The organism is Parabacteroides johnsonii DSM 18315 (genome assembly GCF_025151045.1).
Classification (GTDB): Bacteria; Bacteroidota; Bacteroidia; order Bacteroidales; family Tannerellaceae; genus Parabacteroides; species Parabacteroides johnsonii.
This window is the reverse complement of record NZ_CP102285.1, coordinates 4,698,018-4,713,537: the sequence shown is the minus strand read 5'-3', so window position 1 is coordinate 4,713,537 and position 15,520 is coordinate 4,698,018. Positions and strand designations below refer to the sequence as shown.

Annotated in this window: 16 protein-coding genes, 5 tRNA genes and 1 pseudogene; 4 read left to right on the top strand and 18 right to left on the bottom strand. The window is 42.1% G+C overall.

What is annotated here, in order from left to right; all coding sequences use genetic code 11:
* Positions 1-67: 67 nt before the first annotated feature.
* From rplL to mtnA, 16 genes are all read right to left on the bottom strand, one after another.
* Entirely contained in the window at positions 68-445 is a 378-nt protein-coding gene (rplL, locus tag NQ564_RS19155) for a 50S ribosomal protein L7/L12 (RefSeq protein ID WP_005637133.1), read from the bottom strand.
* Between the two features lie 45 nt (positions 446-490).
* Entirely contained in the window at positions 491-1,021 is a 531-nt protein-coding gene (gene rplJ / locus NQ564_RS19150; protein ID WP_005648086.1) for a 50S ribosomal protein L10, read from the bottom strand.
* A gap of 16 nt (positions 1,022-1,037) precedes the next feature.
* Positions 1,038-1,736 (bottom strand): 50S ribosomal protein L1, encoded by a 699-nt coding sequence (rplA, locus tag NQ564_RS19145; protein ID WP_005648088.1) that lies wholly within the window; start codon positions 1,734-1,736, stop codon positions 1,038-1,040.
* A 15-nt stretch (positions 1,737-1,751) separates the two neighbouring features.
* Positions 1,752-2,195 (bottom strand): 50S ribosomal protein L11, encoded by a 444-nt coding sequence (gene rplK, locus NQ564_RS19140; protein WP_005637136.1) that lies wholly within the window; start codon positions 2,193-2,195, stop codon positions 1,752-1,754.
* Between the two features lie 74 nt (positions 2,196-2,269).
* Positions 2,270-2,812, bottom strand: a complete 543-nt coding sequence (nusG, locus tag NQ564_RS19135) for a transcription termination/antitermination protein NusG (RefSeq protein ID WP_005637137.1) — start codon at positions 2,810-2,812, stop codon at positions 2,270-2,272.
* A gap of 12 nt (positions 2,813-2,824) precedes the next feature.
* Positions 2,825-3,019 (bottom strand): preprotein translocase subunit SecE, encoded by a 195-nt coding sequence (secE, locus tag NQ564_RS19130; protein ID WP_005637138.1) that lies wholly within the window; start codon positions 3,017-3,019, stop codon positions 2,825-2,827.
* A gap of 19 nt (positions 3,020-3,038) precedes the next feature.
* Positions 3,039-3,111 (bottom strand) — tRNA-Trp (locus tag NQ564_RS19125).
* Between the two features lie 46 nt (positions 3,112-3,157).
* Positions 3,158-4,345 carry an elongation factor Tu gene (tuf, locus tag NQ564_RS19120; RefSeq protein WP_008152453.1) on the bottom strand — a complete coding sequence of 396 codons (1,188 nt, stop codon included), beginning with the start codon at positions 4,343-4,345 and terminating at the stop codon, positions 3,158-3,160.
* 50 nt (positions 4,346-4,395) lie between these two features.
* Positions 4,396-4,467 (bottom strand) — tRNA-Thr (locus NQ564_RS19115).
* Positions 4,468-4,477: 10 nt separating this feature from the next.
* Positions 4,478-4,550: transfer RNA gene (locus NQ564_RS19110), tRNA-Gly, on the bottom strand.
* 8 nt (positions 4,551-4,558) lie between these two features.
* A tRNA-Tyr gene (locus NQ564_RS19105) sits at positions 4,559-4,641 on the bottom strand.
* A 93-nt stretch (positions 4,642-4,734) separates the two neighbouring features.
* A tRNA-Thr gene (locus NQ564_RS19100) sits at positions 4,735-4,808 on the bottom strand.
* A gap of 96 nt (positions 4,809-4,904) precedes the next feature.
* Positions 4,905-5,204, bottom strand: coding sequence for a ribosome hibernation-promoting factor, HPF/YfiA family (gene hpf / locus NQ564_RS19095; protein WP_008152455.1), 300 nt, complete (start codon positions 5,202-5,204; stop codon positions 4,905-4,907).
* Positions 5,201-6,103 carry a tyrosine-type recombinase/integrase gene (locus NQ564_RS19090; protein ID WP_039848430.1) on the bottom strand — a complete coding sequence of 301 codons (903 nt, stop codon included), beginning with the start codon at positions 6,101-6,103 and terminating at the stop codon, positions 5,201-5,203. The genes hpf and NQ564_RS19090 overlap by 4 nt, the downstream gene beginning before the upstream one ends.
* Before the next feature lie 82 nt (positions 6,104-6,185).
* A complete protein-coding gene (gene rpsU / locus NQ564_RS19085) occupies positions 6,186-6,377 on the bottom strand; it encodes a 30S ribosomal protein S21 (RefSeq protein WP_005637142.1) in 192 nt (63 codons plus the stop codon).
* Positions 6,378-6,474: 97 nt separating this feature from the next.
* On the bottom strand, positions 6,475-7,524 hold the full coding sequence (gene mtnA, locus NQ564_RS19080) for an S-methyl-5-thioribose-1-phosphate isomerase (RefSeq protein WP_008152459.1): 1,050 nt from the start codon (positions 7,522-7,524) through the stop codon (positions 6,475-6,477).
* Positions 7,525-7,950: 426 nt separating this feature from the next.
* Between mtnA and NQ564_RS19075 the strand changes: the two genes are divergently transcribed.
* Together NQ564_RS19075 and NQ564_RS19070 are read left to right on the top strand one after the other, a co-directional pair.
* On the top strand, positions 7,951-8,556 hold the full coding sequence (locus NQ564_RS19075; RefSeq protein WP_008152464.1) for a hypothetical protein: 606 nt from the start codon (positions 7,951-7,953) through the stop codon (positions 8,554-8,556).
* On the top strand, positions 8,541-8,825 hold the full coding sequence (locus tag NQ564_RS19070) for a winged helix-turn-helix domain-containing protein (protein WP_008152466.1): 285 nt from the start codon (positions 8,541-8,543) through the stop codon (positions 8,823-8,825). Before NQ564_RS19075 ends, NQ564_RS19070 begins: the two co-directional genes overlap by 16 nt.
* Positions 8,826-8,931: 106 nt before the next feature.
* Here NQ564_RS19070 and NQ564_RS19065 read toward each other — a convergent pair whose 3' ends face one another.
* The gene (locus tag NQ564_RS19065) at positions 8,932-9,768 is read right to left on the bottom strand and encodes an SGNH/GDSL hydrolase family protein (protein WP_039848349.1); all 837 of its coding nucleotides are present in this window, start codon (positions 9,766-9,768) and stop codon (positions 8,932-8,934) included.
* A gap of 260 nt (positions 9,769-10,028) precedes the next feature.
* Between NQ564_RS19065 and NQ564_RS19060 the strand changes: the two genes are divergently transcribed.
* Together NQ564_RS19060 and mnmA are read left to right on the top strand one after the other, a co-directional pair.
* Positions 10,029-12,179 carry a WG repeat-containing protein gene (locus NQ564_RS19060; RefSeq protein WP_008152471.1) on the top strand — a complete coding sequence of 717 codons (2,151 nt, stop codon included), beginning with the start codon at positions 10,029-10,031 and terminating at the stop codon, positions 12,177-12,179.
* A 142-nt stretch (positions 12,180-12,321) separates the two neighbouring features.
* Positions 12,322-13,398, top strand: coding sequence for a tRNA 2-thiouridine(34) synthase MnmA (gene mnmA, locus NQ564_RS19055; protein ID WP_008152472.1), 1,077 nt, complete (start codon positions 12,322-12,324; stop codon positions 13,396-13,398).
* A 125-nt stretch (positions 13,399-13,523) separates the two neighbouring features.
* Here mnmA and NQ564_RS19050 read toward each other — a convergent pair.
* A pseudogene (locus tag NQ564_RS19050) lies at positions 13,524-15,183 on the bottom strand (IS1182 family transposase).
* Between the last annotated feature and the right edge of the window lie 337 nt (positions 15,184-15,520).

Sequence of the window (15,520 nt, the reverse complement as noted above, 5' to 3'; positions counted from 1 at the left end):
AAAAAGGTTAAGAATCTCCTTTAAGGGAGACTCTTAACCAAATCACCTGATTACCAGGTTATAAATACTATTTAAGCTCAACTTCAGCTCCAGCTTCTTCCAACTGTTTCTTTAATGCTTCAGCATCAGCTTTAGCGATTCCTTCTTTGATAGCGCTAGGAGCACCGTCAACCATATCTTTAGCTTCTTTCAAACCAAGACCAGTTAATTCTTTTACTAACTTAACGATAGCCAGCTTGTTTGCACCAGCTGCTTTCAATACTACGTCAAAAGAAGTTTTTTCTTCTGCAGCGGCAGCAGCGCCACCAGCAGCAGGACCAGCAACAGCAACAGCTGCAGCTGCAGGTTCGATACCATATTCTTCTTTCAGGATTGTAGCCAGTTCGCTAACTTCTTTTACGGTCAGGTTTACTAATTGTTCTGCAAAAGCTTTCAAATCTGCCATTTTTGTATGATTTAAATGTTTGTTTATCTGTGTAAATTAAAAAAATTATCTTTCTTCCAAAGTCTTCAACAGACCATGGATAGTTTGTCCTGATGACTGAAGAGCAGAAATAACGTTCTTCGCCGGAGATTGCAACAACATGATAACATCTCCGATAAGTTCGTTTTTGCTCTTGATATTTACTAAGGCTTCAAGATTTTCTGCACCTACATAGAAGCTTTCCTGTACATAGGCAGCTTTCAATGCCGGTTTAGCGGGAGCATCTTTCTTAGCATCCTTAGTAAATTCCTTAATCAGACGAGCGGGAGCATTAGCAGTCTGTGAGAACATCACAGCCGTATTGCCTTTCATTGCAACCTGCAGAGGAGAAAAATCGCCTTCTACATTTTCCAATGCCTTTTTAAGCAAGTTATTCTTTACAACAACCAACTTGATCTCTTTCTTGAAACATTCCCGTCTCAATTTGCTGGTTTTCTCAGCATCCAATGCTTCGATGTCAGTCAAATAGAAGTTAGGATATTCCTTTACGATCTCAGTCAGTTGACCTATAATTAAGCCTTTATCTTCCTTTTTCATTGTCCAATAATTTTAATTAGTTTTCTTCAACTGATTTGGGGTCAATTTTAATACCCGCACTCATTGTACTTGAAAGATAAATGCTCTTTATATATGTACCTTTAGCTGCAGACGGTTTCAACTTCAAAAGAGTTGAAATAAATTCCTTAGCATTGTCACGAATCTGATCGGGATTGAAAGAAATCTTACCGATTGAAGTGTGAACGATACCGGATTTGTCTACCTTAAAGTCGATCTTACCTTGCTTAACTTCTTTCACTGCGTTTCCAATTTCATTGGTAACCGTACCACTCTTAGGGTTAGGCATCAAACCACGCGGGCCTAACACTCTACCCAGAGCACCAATCTTACCCATGATAGAAGGCATAGTGATGATTACGTCAATATCAGTCCAACCGCCTTTAATCTTTTCAATATACTCATCCAATCCAACATAGTCAGCACCTGCAGCAGTAGCTTCAGCTTCCTTGTCTGGTGTACATAATGCGAGAACCCGAACCTGCTTACCCGTTCCGTGAGGCAGTGAAACCACACCTCTCACCATTTGGTTAGCTTTACGAGGGTCAACACCTAAACGAACATCAACATCTACAGAGGCATCAAACTTAGTAGTAGTAATTTCTTTTACCAAAGCTGAAGCTTCCTTCAATGTGTACGCTTTCCCAGCTTCAATCTTGCCCAAAGCCAACTTTTGATTTTTTGTAAGTTTACTCATCTCAATTGAAGTTTATTAATTATTACCCGGGAATGTCCCTTTAACAGTGATACCCATACTTCTTGCTGTTCCGGCAACCATTCTCATAGCTGACTCGACAGTGAAGCAGTTCAGATCGACCAACTTGTCCTCTGCAATAGTTTTTACCTGATCCCAAGAGATTTCTGCAATCTTCTTACGATTCGGCTCAGCAGAACCACTCTTCTGTTTGGAAGCTTCCAACAACTGGATAGCAACAGGAGGAGTTTTTACAACAAAGTCGAAAGACTTATCGGCATAGTAAGTGATTACAACAGGTAATATCTTACCGGCCTTGTCTTGGGTTCTGGCATTAAATTGCTTGCAAAACTCCATAATATTAATACCCTTAGAACCCAGAGCAGGTCCTACAGGGGGAGAAGGGTTTGCTGCTCCTCCTTTAATCTGCAATTTGATTTGTCCAGCAACTTCTTTAGCCATTGTTTCTAAAATTTTTTAGATATATAACATCGATAACTTTTAAAGAAAGACAGTACTTTTCGTAACAAGAGCACTTATTCCTTCTCCACTTGCATATAACCCAACTCAAGCGGTGTTTTACGTCCGAAGACTTTTACCATCACTTTAAGTTTCTTTTTCTCGGCATTGACCTCTTCGATTACACCCGTGAAACCGTTAAACGGTCCAAAAGTGATTTTCACATTCTCTCCAACATAAAACTGAATATCCAGGTCATCCTGCTGTTCCTGCAATTCATCAACCGTACCTAAGATACGGCTAACTTCTGCCGGACGCAAGGGAACGGGGTTATCCGATCCACCCAAAAAACCGATTACGTTAGGAATGTTTCTCAATCGATGAGCGACTTCTCCAACCAAAGCAGCTTCTACCAAAACGTATCCAGGCAAGTAAGCGCGTTCTTTCATCACCTTCTTACCATTACGTACCGTAAAAGTCTTTTCAGTAGGAATCAAGACCTGTGACACATACTCACCTAAGTCAGTATTCTTCAACTCAGCCTCAAGGTACTCTCTGACTTTATTCTCCTTGCCGCTAATGGCACGCAGAACATAAAATTTCTTTTGAATATCAGACATACTTTAAACTGATTAAAAGATTTTCTCGTAGAAGAAACGCATCACGCCCTCAAAGCCTAAATCAATAACAAAGATTAATGCCGCGATTATAAGGGAAGCAAACATAACAACCACAGCACTATTGGAAAGCTCTGTTCTCGTAGGCCAAGAAACTTTATAAACAAGTTCGTTATAAGATTCCTTAATATAATTAATTATCTTTTTCATCGAATCTATAGATTTTTAGCACGGAACGAGAGGCTCGAACTCCCGACACCTGGTTTTGGAGACCAGTGCTCTACCAACTGAGCTAGTTCCGTAAAATAGCCAGCCTTAAACAAGACTGGCTACATTTATGTATTTGAATTAGTTTTCTAATTCTGTGATCTGACCAGCACCTACTGTACGTCCACCTTCGCGGATAGCGAAACGAAGACCTACGTTACAAGCTACCGGGTAGATCAGTTCAACGTCGATTGTAACGTTATCACCAGGCATTACCATTTCAGTTCCTTCCGGAAGAGTAATTTCGCCAGTTACGTCCAATGTACGGATATAGAACTGAGGACGATATTTGTTGTGGAACGGAGTGTGACGACCACCTTCTTCTTTCTTCAGGATATAAACCTCAGCTTTGAAGCGAGAGTGTTCTTTAACCTGACCCGGGTGGCAGATTACCATACCACGTTTGATTTCGTTCTTGTCGATACCACGAAGCAACAAACCAACGTTGTCACCAGCTTCACCCTGATCCAGCAACTTACGGAACATTTCAACACCTGTAACAACAGATTTCTTTCCGTCAGCACCCAGACCGATGATCTGAACTTCATCACCAACTTTTACGATACCAGTTTCGATACGGCCAGTAGCAACTGTACCACGACCTGTGATAGAGAATACGTCTTCAATAGGCATCAAGAAAGGTTTGTCAATTTCACGCGGAGGCAGCGGAATCCAAGTATCGCAAGCTTCCATCAGTTCCATTACTTTTTCTTCCCATTTTGCATCACCGTTCAAAGCGCCCAAAGCAGAGCCACGAATGATCGGAGTGTTATCACCGTCGAAATCGTAGAAAGAAAGAAGTTCTCTCATTTCCATTTCAACCAATTCCAACATTTCTTCGTCGTCTACCATGTCACATTTGTTCATGAAAACAACCAATCTCGGAACGTTTACCTGACGAGCCAACAAGATGTGCTCGCGAGTCTGAGGCATAGGACCATCAGTTGCAGCAACAACGATGATAGCACCGTCCATCTGAGCAGCACCAGTTACCATGTTCTTTACGTAGTCGGCGTGACCCGGACAGTCTACGTGAGCATAGTGGCGGTTTGCAGTCGAATACTCTACGTGAGAAGTGTTGATAGTGATACCTCTTTCTTTTTCTTCAGGAGCGTTGTCGATTGAGTCGAATGAACGCAGTTCTGAAAGACCTTTCTTTGCCAATACTGTTGTGATAGCAGCTGTCAAAGTTGTTTTACCGTGGTCAACGTGACCAATCGTACCAATGTTCACATGTGGTTTCGATCTGTCAAATTTCTCTTTTGCCATAACTTAATTGTTCTTTATTTGATTAATGATCATGTTCTAAAATATCATTGAGCCGGTGCCGAGACTTGAACTCGGGACCTCTTCCTTACCAAGGAAGTGCTCTACCGCTGAGCTACACAGGCAATAAATAAGAGCGGAAGACGGGGCTCAAACCCGCGACCCTCAGCTTGGAAGGCTAATGCTCTATCAACTGAGCTACTTCCGCAATTATCGTGGGCAGTGATGGATTCGAACCACCGAAGTCGAAAGACAGCTGAGTTACAGTCAGCCCCATTTGGCCACTCTGGTAACTGCCCAATAAGTTGACAGTTAAAAATTGATAGTTGACAGATAAAACTGGAAAGTGACATAAACTGTCAACTGTCAACTTTCCACCATCAACTATTTTGAGCCTCTTGTCGGATTCGAACCAACGACCCCGAGATTACAAATCACGTGCTCTGGCCAACTGAGCTAAAGAGGCAAGCCTGCTTCAAAAAGCAGCCGTTTCGTCACCAAGGCGAAACGGCTGCAAATTTAGGCATTATTTCTTATATACCAAATTTATCTACCGTTTTTTTTATTTGGCTCTGATTTTTTCCTTGAATTTAACTAACTGTTTCTCTAATGCTTCTACGCATTCGTCAATTGATTCTTCAAAGGTATCATTTACCTTTTCGGCAAAACAATCTCCATTTTTAATAATCAATCGAATAGCAGCTTCTTTATTCTTTGCAGATTCTGGTTTTACAACCTTTAAACTAACTTCTGCCGATATAATGCCGTCGAAATACTGTTCCAACTTAGACACTTTCTTCTGAATAAACGCTTCTAATTGATCGGTTGCGTCAAAATGAATTGCTTGAATTCTAATGTTCATAATAAACCTCCTTCTTTTTGTGCTCTTGGATGAGCATGATACACTTTTTTTAATTCCTCAAAGGTTGTATGTGTGTAAATGCTGGTAGAAGCCAGACTGCTGTGTCCGAGTAACTCTTTCACGGCGTTCAACTCCGCTCCATTATTCAACATACTTGTTGCAAACGAATGCCTTAATACGTGGGGACTGCATTTTGCCAATGTCGGAATATCCGAGAGCTTCTTTTTTACTATCGTATAAAGAATACCCGTAGACAACTGTTCTCCATTCTTCCGGACAAAGAACCATCCGCTTCCTGCGCCAACTTCACGATTTCGGACTTCTGTGTATGCAAGCATCAAGTTTTTTAATCTTTCTGCAAAAGGAATCAGCCGCTGCTTGTTACGCTTACCTGTTACCTTGATTAACATGGCATCGTAGTCGATATCGATATCTTGTAATCCGACCAACTCCGAACGCCTCACCCCGGTATCATAAAGCATTTCAAGTATTAAACGATCCCTCACCCCTTCAAAATCCTCATCAAACCCATCTCCATCCAACAACTCTTCCATATCCTTCTCTTTTACAAAAGTAGGTAACGGCTTCTTTGTTTTCGGACCGGTCACAAACCGTAACGGGTTTACAGAAACAAATCCCTGCTTCATAAGGAATTTAAAAAAAGATTTCAAAGAACTCAATTTCCGGTTGACAGACACGGGCGAAATCTTATTATCCAACAAAGATATAATCCAATTCCGTACAATATCCGCATCCACTTCCTCCGGCACAAATATGCCTTCCTTCTTCTCTTTTACAAAATCTTCAAACTGCTGCAAATCTTTAGAATAAGCACCAATCGTATATTCGGAATAATTCCGTTCATACCGAAGACAATCTAAAAATGAATCAATCCGCACATTCACGTTGCATCAACTTTTATGCAACGAAAATAGGAATAAGAATCCAATAAAACAAGCCTGGCAGATAGATTTTGTATTTTTATTCTTCTACCTGCTGTAATTGCTGAACGTAAACAGCACGCATAGTTTGTTTTCTCTTTGCTACAGAGGGTTTTTCGAAAGCCTGACGGTTTCTCAATTCTTTTACTACACCTGTTTTTTCAAACTTTCTTTTGAATTTCTTCAGCGCTTTTTCAATGTTTTCGCCTTCTTTTAATGGAACTACGATCATAATTTAATTTATTATATTGTTTAATTACTATATCCACAAATTGGGCAGCAAAATTACTGATTGTTTCGGGATTAGCAAAACTTTCCATAAATATTTTTCAGAAATCCTCCATATGGAAAGGGGGATAAGCGATCCCCTTTTCGGTTATAATCGCAGTTATCAAGTCGTGAGAAGTCACATCAAAAGCCGGGTTATAGGCTTTCACCCCTTCGGGTGCCATCCGCGAAGCATACCACATATCCGTAATTTCCTCGGGATTCCGTTCTTCAATCACAATCGAATCTCCATCCGGGCAATTCAGATCAATGGTGGATGTCGGGCCCAACACATAAAAAGGAATTCCGTAATGACGGGCCAAAATCGCTACCCCCGAAGTCCCGATCTTATTAGCCGTATCGCCATTAGCCGCCACCCGGTCGCAACCGACCACAACAGCCTGTACCCAGCCTTTTCGCATGACGACCGATGCCATATTATCACAGATCAGGGTAACATCCACACCTGCCTTCTGCAATTCGTAAGCCGTCAGACGTGCCCCCTGCAACAGCGGCCGCGTTTCATCGGCAAACACCTTAAAGCCATATCCACGTTCTTCCCCTAAATAAACCGGAGCCAGAGCCGTTCCATATTCCGATACTGCCAGATGACCAGCATTACAATGTGTCAGGATTCCCATTCCCGGACGCAGTAAGGACAAACAGTTCTCTCCTATCTTACGGCAAGCTGCCGCATCTTCCGCCCGGATCGCCTCCGATTCGACACGCAACAAGTCCACTATTTCCGGAACAGGCTTCATAGAATGGGCAACCACAACTTTTTCCATCCGGTCCAAAGCGGCAACCAAGTTGACCGCAGTCGGGCGAGAAGATGCCAGGTAATCCTTCATCCGAAGGAACTCACTGTAAAAACTGTCATAAGTGTTTGCCACAATCAGCCGACTGCAAACATAAATACCATAGGCAGCAACTATCCCGATAGCCGGTGCTCCGCGTACCTTTAACTTGTATATAGCCTCCCAAACTTCTTCTGCTGAAGAGAGGGAAACATATACTTCAGATCCCGGCAAGCGGGTCTGGTCCAGGATAATCACAGCACTCCCGTCCTGACTCAAACGGACCGTCTTTAAATCTGTTATGTCTACATTCATAAAAGGGAACTATTATGGATGCGAAAATAAGCAATTTCGATGAGATGAAAAATGTTTTGCAGGTTAAAGACATCCCAACAGGAATCACACTTTCAATTCTATCAAATTGTCACTACTATACCTTCAAAATAGGATTAGTATCCCATATATTTGGAATTAGTAGCAAGGGTAATATTTTTTAACATAACAAAAGAGAGGCTTTTTGCCTATGATAGTGACAAATTGTAAAACCTATCCCTTTGGTTTGCTTGTATGGATAAAGTCATTTTTCAGCAAAAAATTTCCTTTTTTATTTGGTTTACAATATAAACCATTTTATATTTGCAGCGTGTAGGTGAGAAATGCATAGCTCCTTACACTTTTTTAATCCATATATGGTTTATAACATAAACTTATTTGTATCACTATTAAAAGGAGAAAGAAAAAATGGAAGAAAGAAAATTAAACGAAAAAGAAAGTCTGGAGCTCATCACCCGGATGATCCGTAATACGAAACACAATCTGGAAATAGGTGATGGTAATATTTTTTTGTTTTGGGGATATCTGACAGTTACCTCAACTGCAATTGTCTACCTGTTGCTGCAATTGACAGAGAATCTCATGTCTTATTTGGCATTCCTGCTAATCATAGTCGTCGGAATCCCTTTAAGCTATTACTTTAAACGGAAAAGATCGCCTAAAGTCAAGACTTACACGGACAAAGTGCTCGAACAAATATGGGGTGTCATGGGATCTATCGCAACACTGGCCATCACTATCTTCGGGATATATTACGACAGTCGACTGATTCCACCACTTATCCTCATTATTCTGTCGTTAGCTTGTTACATCACCGGATTACTGATTAAAGAGAAAGTTTTCAATCTCGGTATCGTCTCTTTCATCAATGGTCTCAATATGCTATTTTACATTATAAAAGAGGGATTCGACTCTTTTATGCTCCTTCTTTTTGCCCTGTCTTTCATCGTCATGATGATAATTCCGGGACATGTTTTGAATTATAAAGCAAAGAAATCATGTTCAAAGAATTAGATCCATTATTACATTCCCAGCTCCGGCTTGCGGTCATGTCCATTCTCCTATCGGTTGATGAAGCTGATTTCGTCTATCTGAAAGAAAAGACACAAGCGACCGCCGGTAACCTGAGTGTGCAGATAGACAAATTGAGTGAAGCCGGATATATCGAAGTCGAGAAAAGCTTCATCGGGAAAAAACCTCGCACAACTTGCAGGATTACGCCTGCCGGCAAGCAGGCATTCGAGGATTATGTGAATGCACTGAAAGGATATATCGGAATCTGAAATTTACTCGATCGACAGACGGCTCCTGTCGATCGAGCAAATGCCCATCTGCCTGGTGAACAGAACCCCATCTGTCAGCCTCTCAACCAATCGCCAACGAAATGTTTTATTCAAAATCGGCCGGATAAGCCAATAGCTGATACATCAAAGCCTTTGCCATCCGGTAATGCCCGTCCGCATTCGGATGAAGGCGGTCCGTATCTTCCTTATGAAAATAACGGGTATGGGAGTCGAAGACAGGATAAAGCCCGCTGATGCTATTGAGATCGATGACAGGAACAGCCCAAACATTGGCAGCTTCTTTGATCGCCTTTACATATTCATCTACATACAAGCCAATTCCGTTAGAATAAGATTCGTCCGGCTGGATATTGTTATCCCCGAATTTGGCATATCCGCGATGTATCGGGGTCAACAGTATGATTTGTTTCGTCGGATAATTCGTTTTCAGATAAGATAGGACACAGTTGATACGCCCCCGGAACGTCCGATCATCCGTTTGCAGCATCCGTCGCTTTCGCACCTCCTGCTTCGGTCCCGAAACTTCAACGGATTCTTCCTTCTCGGCGTACCATTCTCCTAAAGGTACGTTGGCATTAAAGTCGTTTGTTCCGGCAAAGATCAGGATTGCATCAATATCATCCCCCCGTTCGGCCTGCAATCTCCCGGCCTGCTCCAACACACCGTTCCACTGATGACCGTTAATACCGTAAACGAACGGTTCCAACCCCAACATTTCCGAAAGATACTGCCAATAGTTTTTCGTCGTTCCGACATGTATCTTATCGGTAATCGAATCACCCAAGAAAGCGACTTTCTTCCCTTTCCACCGGTTGGGGACAGACACTTCCCGTATTTCCGGCAAGCGACAAGCCGAATAAGGATAAACATCAGTCGACAACAATAGAGCTGACAAAAACAAAGCTGAATAACGTATATGCATATCTTTTTAAAGAATAATTTAAAAACAGATTTGCCCAATTTAAACAGGTTCCAAATGTACAAAATTATAAATATATGCAGAAATACCCAATGCTTCTCTAATTTAAAAATACAATTTCGTAGTGTTAAAAACGGAAAATTCGTACATTTGCAAGCGCTTATGATTGTAAATTGAACTATGATTACATATAATGGTAAAACTATAAAATATTATGAAGGCTGTCCGTTTACTATTAATATTATTGTTTGTGATTCCAAAACATGTTATTGCTGAAGAAAATTCAAATCAATTATTGCTTACTCAATCCTGCTACCAAAAAGTGGGGATATACCTATAACAAATCAAAGACTTCACGCATGTTTTTACCAACCCGTTTGACTGCAACCTCGGCATTTAGTGCGGTTGGATTGGGAACTTCGCTCATCTGGGGCAAAAAAGATCGCTTGGCGTATAATTGGGCGATACCGCCTCAGTATGATCAGGCGGCTAAAAATTTTGATGAAGGATTGACAGCTGTCATTATGGAGGGGCGAATGGGATTTATAAACTCTTCTAATCAGTTCGTTATACCTCCTATATATAAGGCAAAAAAATTGACTAAATTCAATTATGGTTTGGCGCCGGTGATGATAGAAGGAAAATATGGTTTTATTGACAAACTGGGTAATCTTGTGATTCCCAATCGTTACGAATGGGCTGATTCTTTTAAAGATAATGGTTTAGCTTCTGTAAAGATGGAAGGTAAGTATGGTACAATTGATCTAAATGGTGAATTGGTAGTTCCCTGTACCTATCAATTAGAAGAAGCAATGACAACTGTCCCTGTATCCAATAAAGACTATCGACAGGCAGTAAAAGATGTGAAAGCAAAATTAGACAGTGGTGTTTATTCGGTTCTGACACAACGGCTCGATTCGATAGGCGCAAAAGTTGATAGTAAGGAGGTAGAATTCAGTAAAGGACTTATTGCTCCGGATGATCAACCGTTTTTTGAACAAAAGGGATCTTTCTATGGCGCTCGGATTTCAGAAAAAGACAGCATTTGGTTATTCAAACCAGAATACATTGGCATTGAACAGATAAATGATGGCTTTTTCTTATTGTTTGCCAAAGATAGTCTTTGTGGTGTGGGAGATAGCTTCGGAAGAATTATTGTTCCATGCGAATATGAAGATATTACATACGACAGAAACGGCCATGCATTCGTGGTACAAGAAAAAGAACATTACGGATTTTATGGAATAGACGGGCTGATTCGTGCTTTTACCGGATTCGATTTGATTGGTGGATTTGCCGATGGGACTGCTCCTATTTGGGTAGATAACGAAACCGGAACAGTGACAGAAGACGGGACAATTGATCCTGAGTTTATACAAAGGTTGTATGTTTTAGGAGAAACGGCTGAAAAGAATGGAGACACACAACGGGCACGTCAGTTGTATGCTCGTATCATAAAAATTGAACCGACATTTGCAATGGCATATAATAATTTCGGACTTTTGGAATTGAAGTCTGAAGCTTATAGTGAAGGGATGAGTAAGTTGAAATTAGCTCACGAACTTGCTCCTGAGAACGAACAGATCACGGCCAATTATAAACAAGCTAGAAAAGATCAAAAATCACGACGCTGGGATAAAGTCATTAGCGGGCTCGAAACGGCTGGTACCTTTGTTGGAGTTGCTGCGACAACTTATGCGGCAATCGAAGGGGATGAAACAGCCGTAACTGCTCTTAACGAAGGCAGGTCGCTTACAGCTGAAGAATTAGCTACGACTGCGTTGAAAAGTAGTGAGTCAGCTTCTGTAAACGAAGATATATACGATTTTGAAAATATGCAAGTTAAAGCAACCTCTGCTTCTCAAATCGAAAAAGAAAAACAAAAACTTCAACAGCTTTATGTTCAACGTGAAGCTATAATTGCAAGAAGCAAGAATACACAAAGGACTATTTCTTCTGAAGGCTCGAAACAAATACGAAGAGCAGGAACTTCTTTGAGAATGAATCATGGGCAAGTACGACCTGGTCAGGGTAATTATGGAAGAGGTGCAGCAGATCGACATCTCCGTGAAACAACAGACAACCGCGTTGAACTCCGAAATATTAATCAACGTATAGAACGTCAAATTGCTTTAATTCAACATTTGGAAGAAGGGGGAAGTTCCGCTACTTTCTCAGCTCCGGCTTCCCGATCAACAAAAACTGGAAAATTTCAGAAAAGCGGTCCTTCTCAAAGGGATAAAATTACAAATGATCACACATATCGTAATTGGGAAACTCAGTTAATTAGAATGAGTACAGGTACAGATCCTTATGACGATTCAAAGCGTAAGTATATCCAAAGTCAGATGCGTTCGCTTAGAGCTAAATATGGTTTTGGTAAATCTCAGTGGGAAGATTGGGGTGGTAAATAAGAATACATGATTTTATTGTGTTTTCTTTCATGAATTCCATAATCAAACTTTTGATATCAATGCCGAAGTAGCCAATGCTTCTCTCCTGTTTTAATTGAAAAATTTACCGTACCTTTGTACAATTCTTATTCACTGTAAAAATATGGAAATTGCAGCATTAGTTTCGGGAGGAGTGGATAGCTCCGTAGTTGTTCACCAGTTGAAAGAGGCAGGATACGATCCTACCATTTTCTATATCCGCATCGGCATGGAAGATAAAGATGGATATATAGACTGTCCCGCCGAAGAAGATATCGAGATCACCTCCTATATCGCCAAGAAGTACGGTTGCCGGTTTGAAATCGTCTCTTTGCATGACGAATATTGGGATCGTGTCGTGAGCTATACCATCGATTCCGTAAAACGCGGACTCACCCCCAACCCGGATATGATGTGCAATAAATATATCAAATTCGGCTGCTTTGAAGAGAAATGGGGAAAGGATTTCGATAAAATAGCAACCGGCCATTACGCCACGACAACCGAAATAGACGGTAAGGTATGGCTTTCCACCGCCAAGGACCCGGTAAAAGACCAGACCGACTTCCTCGGCCAAATCACTCGTTTGCAAATACAGAAATTAATGTTCCCGATCGGACATCTCATGAAAAGCGAAGTCCGAGCCATAGCCGAACAACAAAAACTGCCGAGTGCTAAACGGAAAGACAGTCAGGGAATCTGTTTCTTAGGCAAGATCAATTATAATGACTTTATCGAGCGTTATTTAGGAAAACGGACAGGAAAGATCGTCGAACTGGAAACCGGTAAGGTATTGGGCAAACACAACGGCTACTGGTTCCACACCATCGGACAGCGCAAGGGGTTAGGTTTGAGCGGCGGACCCTGGTTCGTCATCAAAAAAGATATCAAGCGGAACGTTATCTATGTTTCCAACGGTTATGATCCGGAAACACAGTATGGCAAGATTATCAACATGCACGGCTTCGACTTCATCACCGAAGATCCATGGGGAGAATTTGAGGACGAGAAAGAGATCACTTTCAAGATCCGTCACACACCGGACTTCACACACGGCCGCATCCGTCGCATCGGAGACTTGTACCGCATCGAATCCGACAACAAAATCCAGGGAATCGCTCCTGGACAGTACGGAGTAGTCTACGACAAAGACCATCGTCTTTGCCTCGGTAGCGGCATGATTATCGATGAAGAAAAATAGGCCGGTGTTTCCCCCACCGGAAAGGGTTCGTGCCGGGCGAACAATAAAAAAGGGGGTGTGTCATAATTCCTGATTATGTGCAGCCTCTTTTTTGTGTCTATACAGCAATAAATTTGATTATGCCGTCATTTTTTCAAACTTATCCTGGCATATTTCCAGTTTATGCATGTAACAAATAAAAATAACTACGAATTTTCCATAAGAAGACGTTTTTCTTCCCTTTTTGTCCACTTTTCTCATCATTGAACATAGTTTCTTTATATTGAAGGCTATGGCAAAGAAGGTAAAATCCATCACGACCTTGTCTTTTCCCATATGCCTGAAACGGCGGTAAGCCATAGTGGACTTCATCTGTCCGAAGACTGCCTCCGGTTCAATGCACCGCCTCCCCCTTTCCTTGATCCCTTCTTCTGAAGTCAATAATTCACAGGCCTTTCGTTTATAGGCATTAAGCCGGTGATTGACCCTGATCGTCCTCTGGTTGGCCTTGGCCTTGTAACAGAGGCAGCGCAAGGGACACCCCTTGCATCGTATGGCGCGATAACAGGCGCTCTGGGAGATATAACCGCCCTCCGTCCGGGTTTGTAGCGTACCGGTCCGGGACATGCGCTGCCCCATCGGGCATATGTAATAATCTCCTTCCTCATTATAATAGAGGCTGTCGGGATGAAAGGTGTCAGGTTTATAGCGGGGACGGTGTTCCAAATGGAAACGATTGTATTTGACGAACCCCTCAATGCCGGCTTCGTCCATGAAACGGTAGTTCTCTTCCGAGCCGTATCCGGAGTCGGCGACGACCCTTTTTGGGAAACGACCGTAACGGCCCGGGAAAGAGCCAAGGAATGGTATGAAGGTCAGCGTGTCGGTCGGGTTCGGAAAGAGGGCGAAGTCTGTGATGAATTGGTTCTCGGAGGATATCTGCAAGTTGTAACCGGGCTTGGTTTGTCCATTACACATGGCGTCTTCCTTCATGCGCATGAATGTGGCCGAGGGATCGGTCTTGGAGATGGAATTGCGGCCTTCCATCTGTTCCAGGCGGCTGTTATATTCCGCTAGCTTCTCGCCATGCCTCTCCAATTCTTTGAACATCTTGTTCTTTCCTCTTTGCGCGGCCTTCTCTTCCTTTGTCTTTGCCTCAGGTGCCGAACCGAGTGCCTCCTTGAATTCCTTGGAGATCTCGCACAATGTCTGGGGGGTAAGCTCCAAGGTGTCAACATCGGCCGCCTTGTCTTGTGCCATCTGCTCGTTGATCTGCTGGAGTAACACACGGATTTTCTCCAACAGCTTCTCACGGTTCCTTTCCACGCTCTTGCGCCATACGAAGGTATACTTGTTCGCCTTGGATTCTATCTTCGTCCCGTCAAGGTACTCGACCTCAAGCGTGACAAAACCTTTCTCTACCAATATCAACACTAAGAGGGTGAATATATGTCCGATCTCATTCTTGACACGGTTACGGAAACGGTTGATGGTAGCGAAGTCAGGCTTCTGATATCCCGACAGCCAGATATAATAGATGTCCCGGTATAGGAGTTTCTCTATTTTTCGGCATGAGTATACGTTATTCATGTAACTATAAAGGATTACCATGAGCATCATTTTGGGATGATAAGGGCTGCGGCCACGCTCATGGTATAGTTTCTTGAAACCTGACAGGTCCAGGCTCTCGATAACCGACTTGAGGATACGTACAGGATCATCCTTAGGGATATCCCGGTCGATCCTCTGGGGAAAAAGTAGCGTTTGATCGGGATCATAACTTCTGAAGTGTAAATTTTCTGGCATCTTGCAAGCGTTTATTTGTCACTAAATTACAAAAATATCAGAACTTGGGCAAGTTCTTGCAATAGAAAATCAAGATAAATAACTTGATTTTCATATCTTATAAAAAGAATAAGACTGCTGTGGGAATACCGGCTTTTACAAAAGGAGCGCGCCCCAAATATGGGACACGCTCCTCGTCATAATTAAAGTTTCGGCTGTCATTATTATATTATTATTTATCCTTGTCAATCCCATATTACAAAAAAAGCCTGACACGATAAGTTGTCAAGCTACACATCCCGTATAGTCAAGGCTTCTTTTGCTTGGTTACTCTCTACTTATAATATCTCTTAAAACG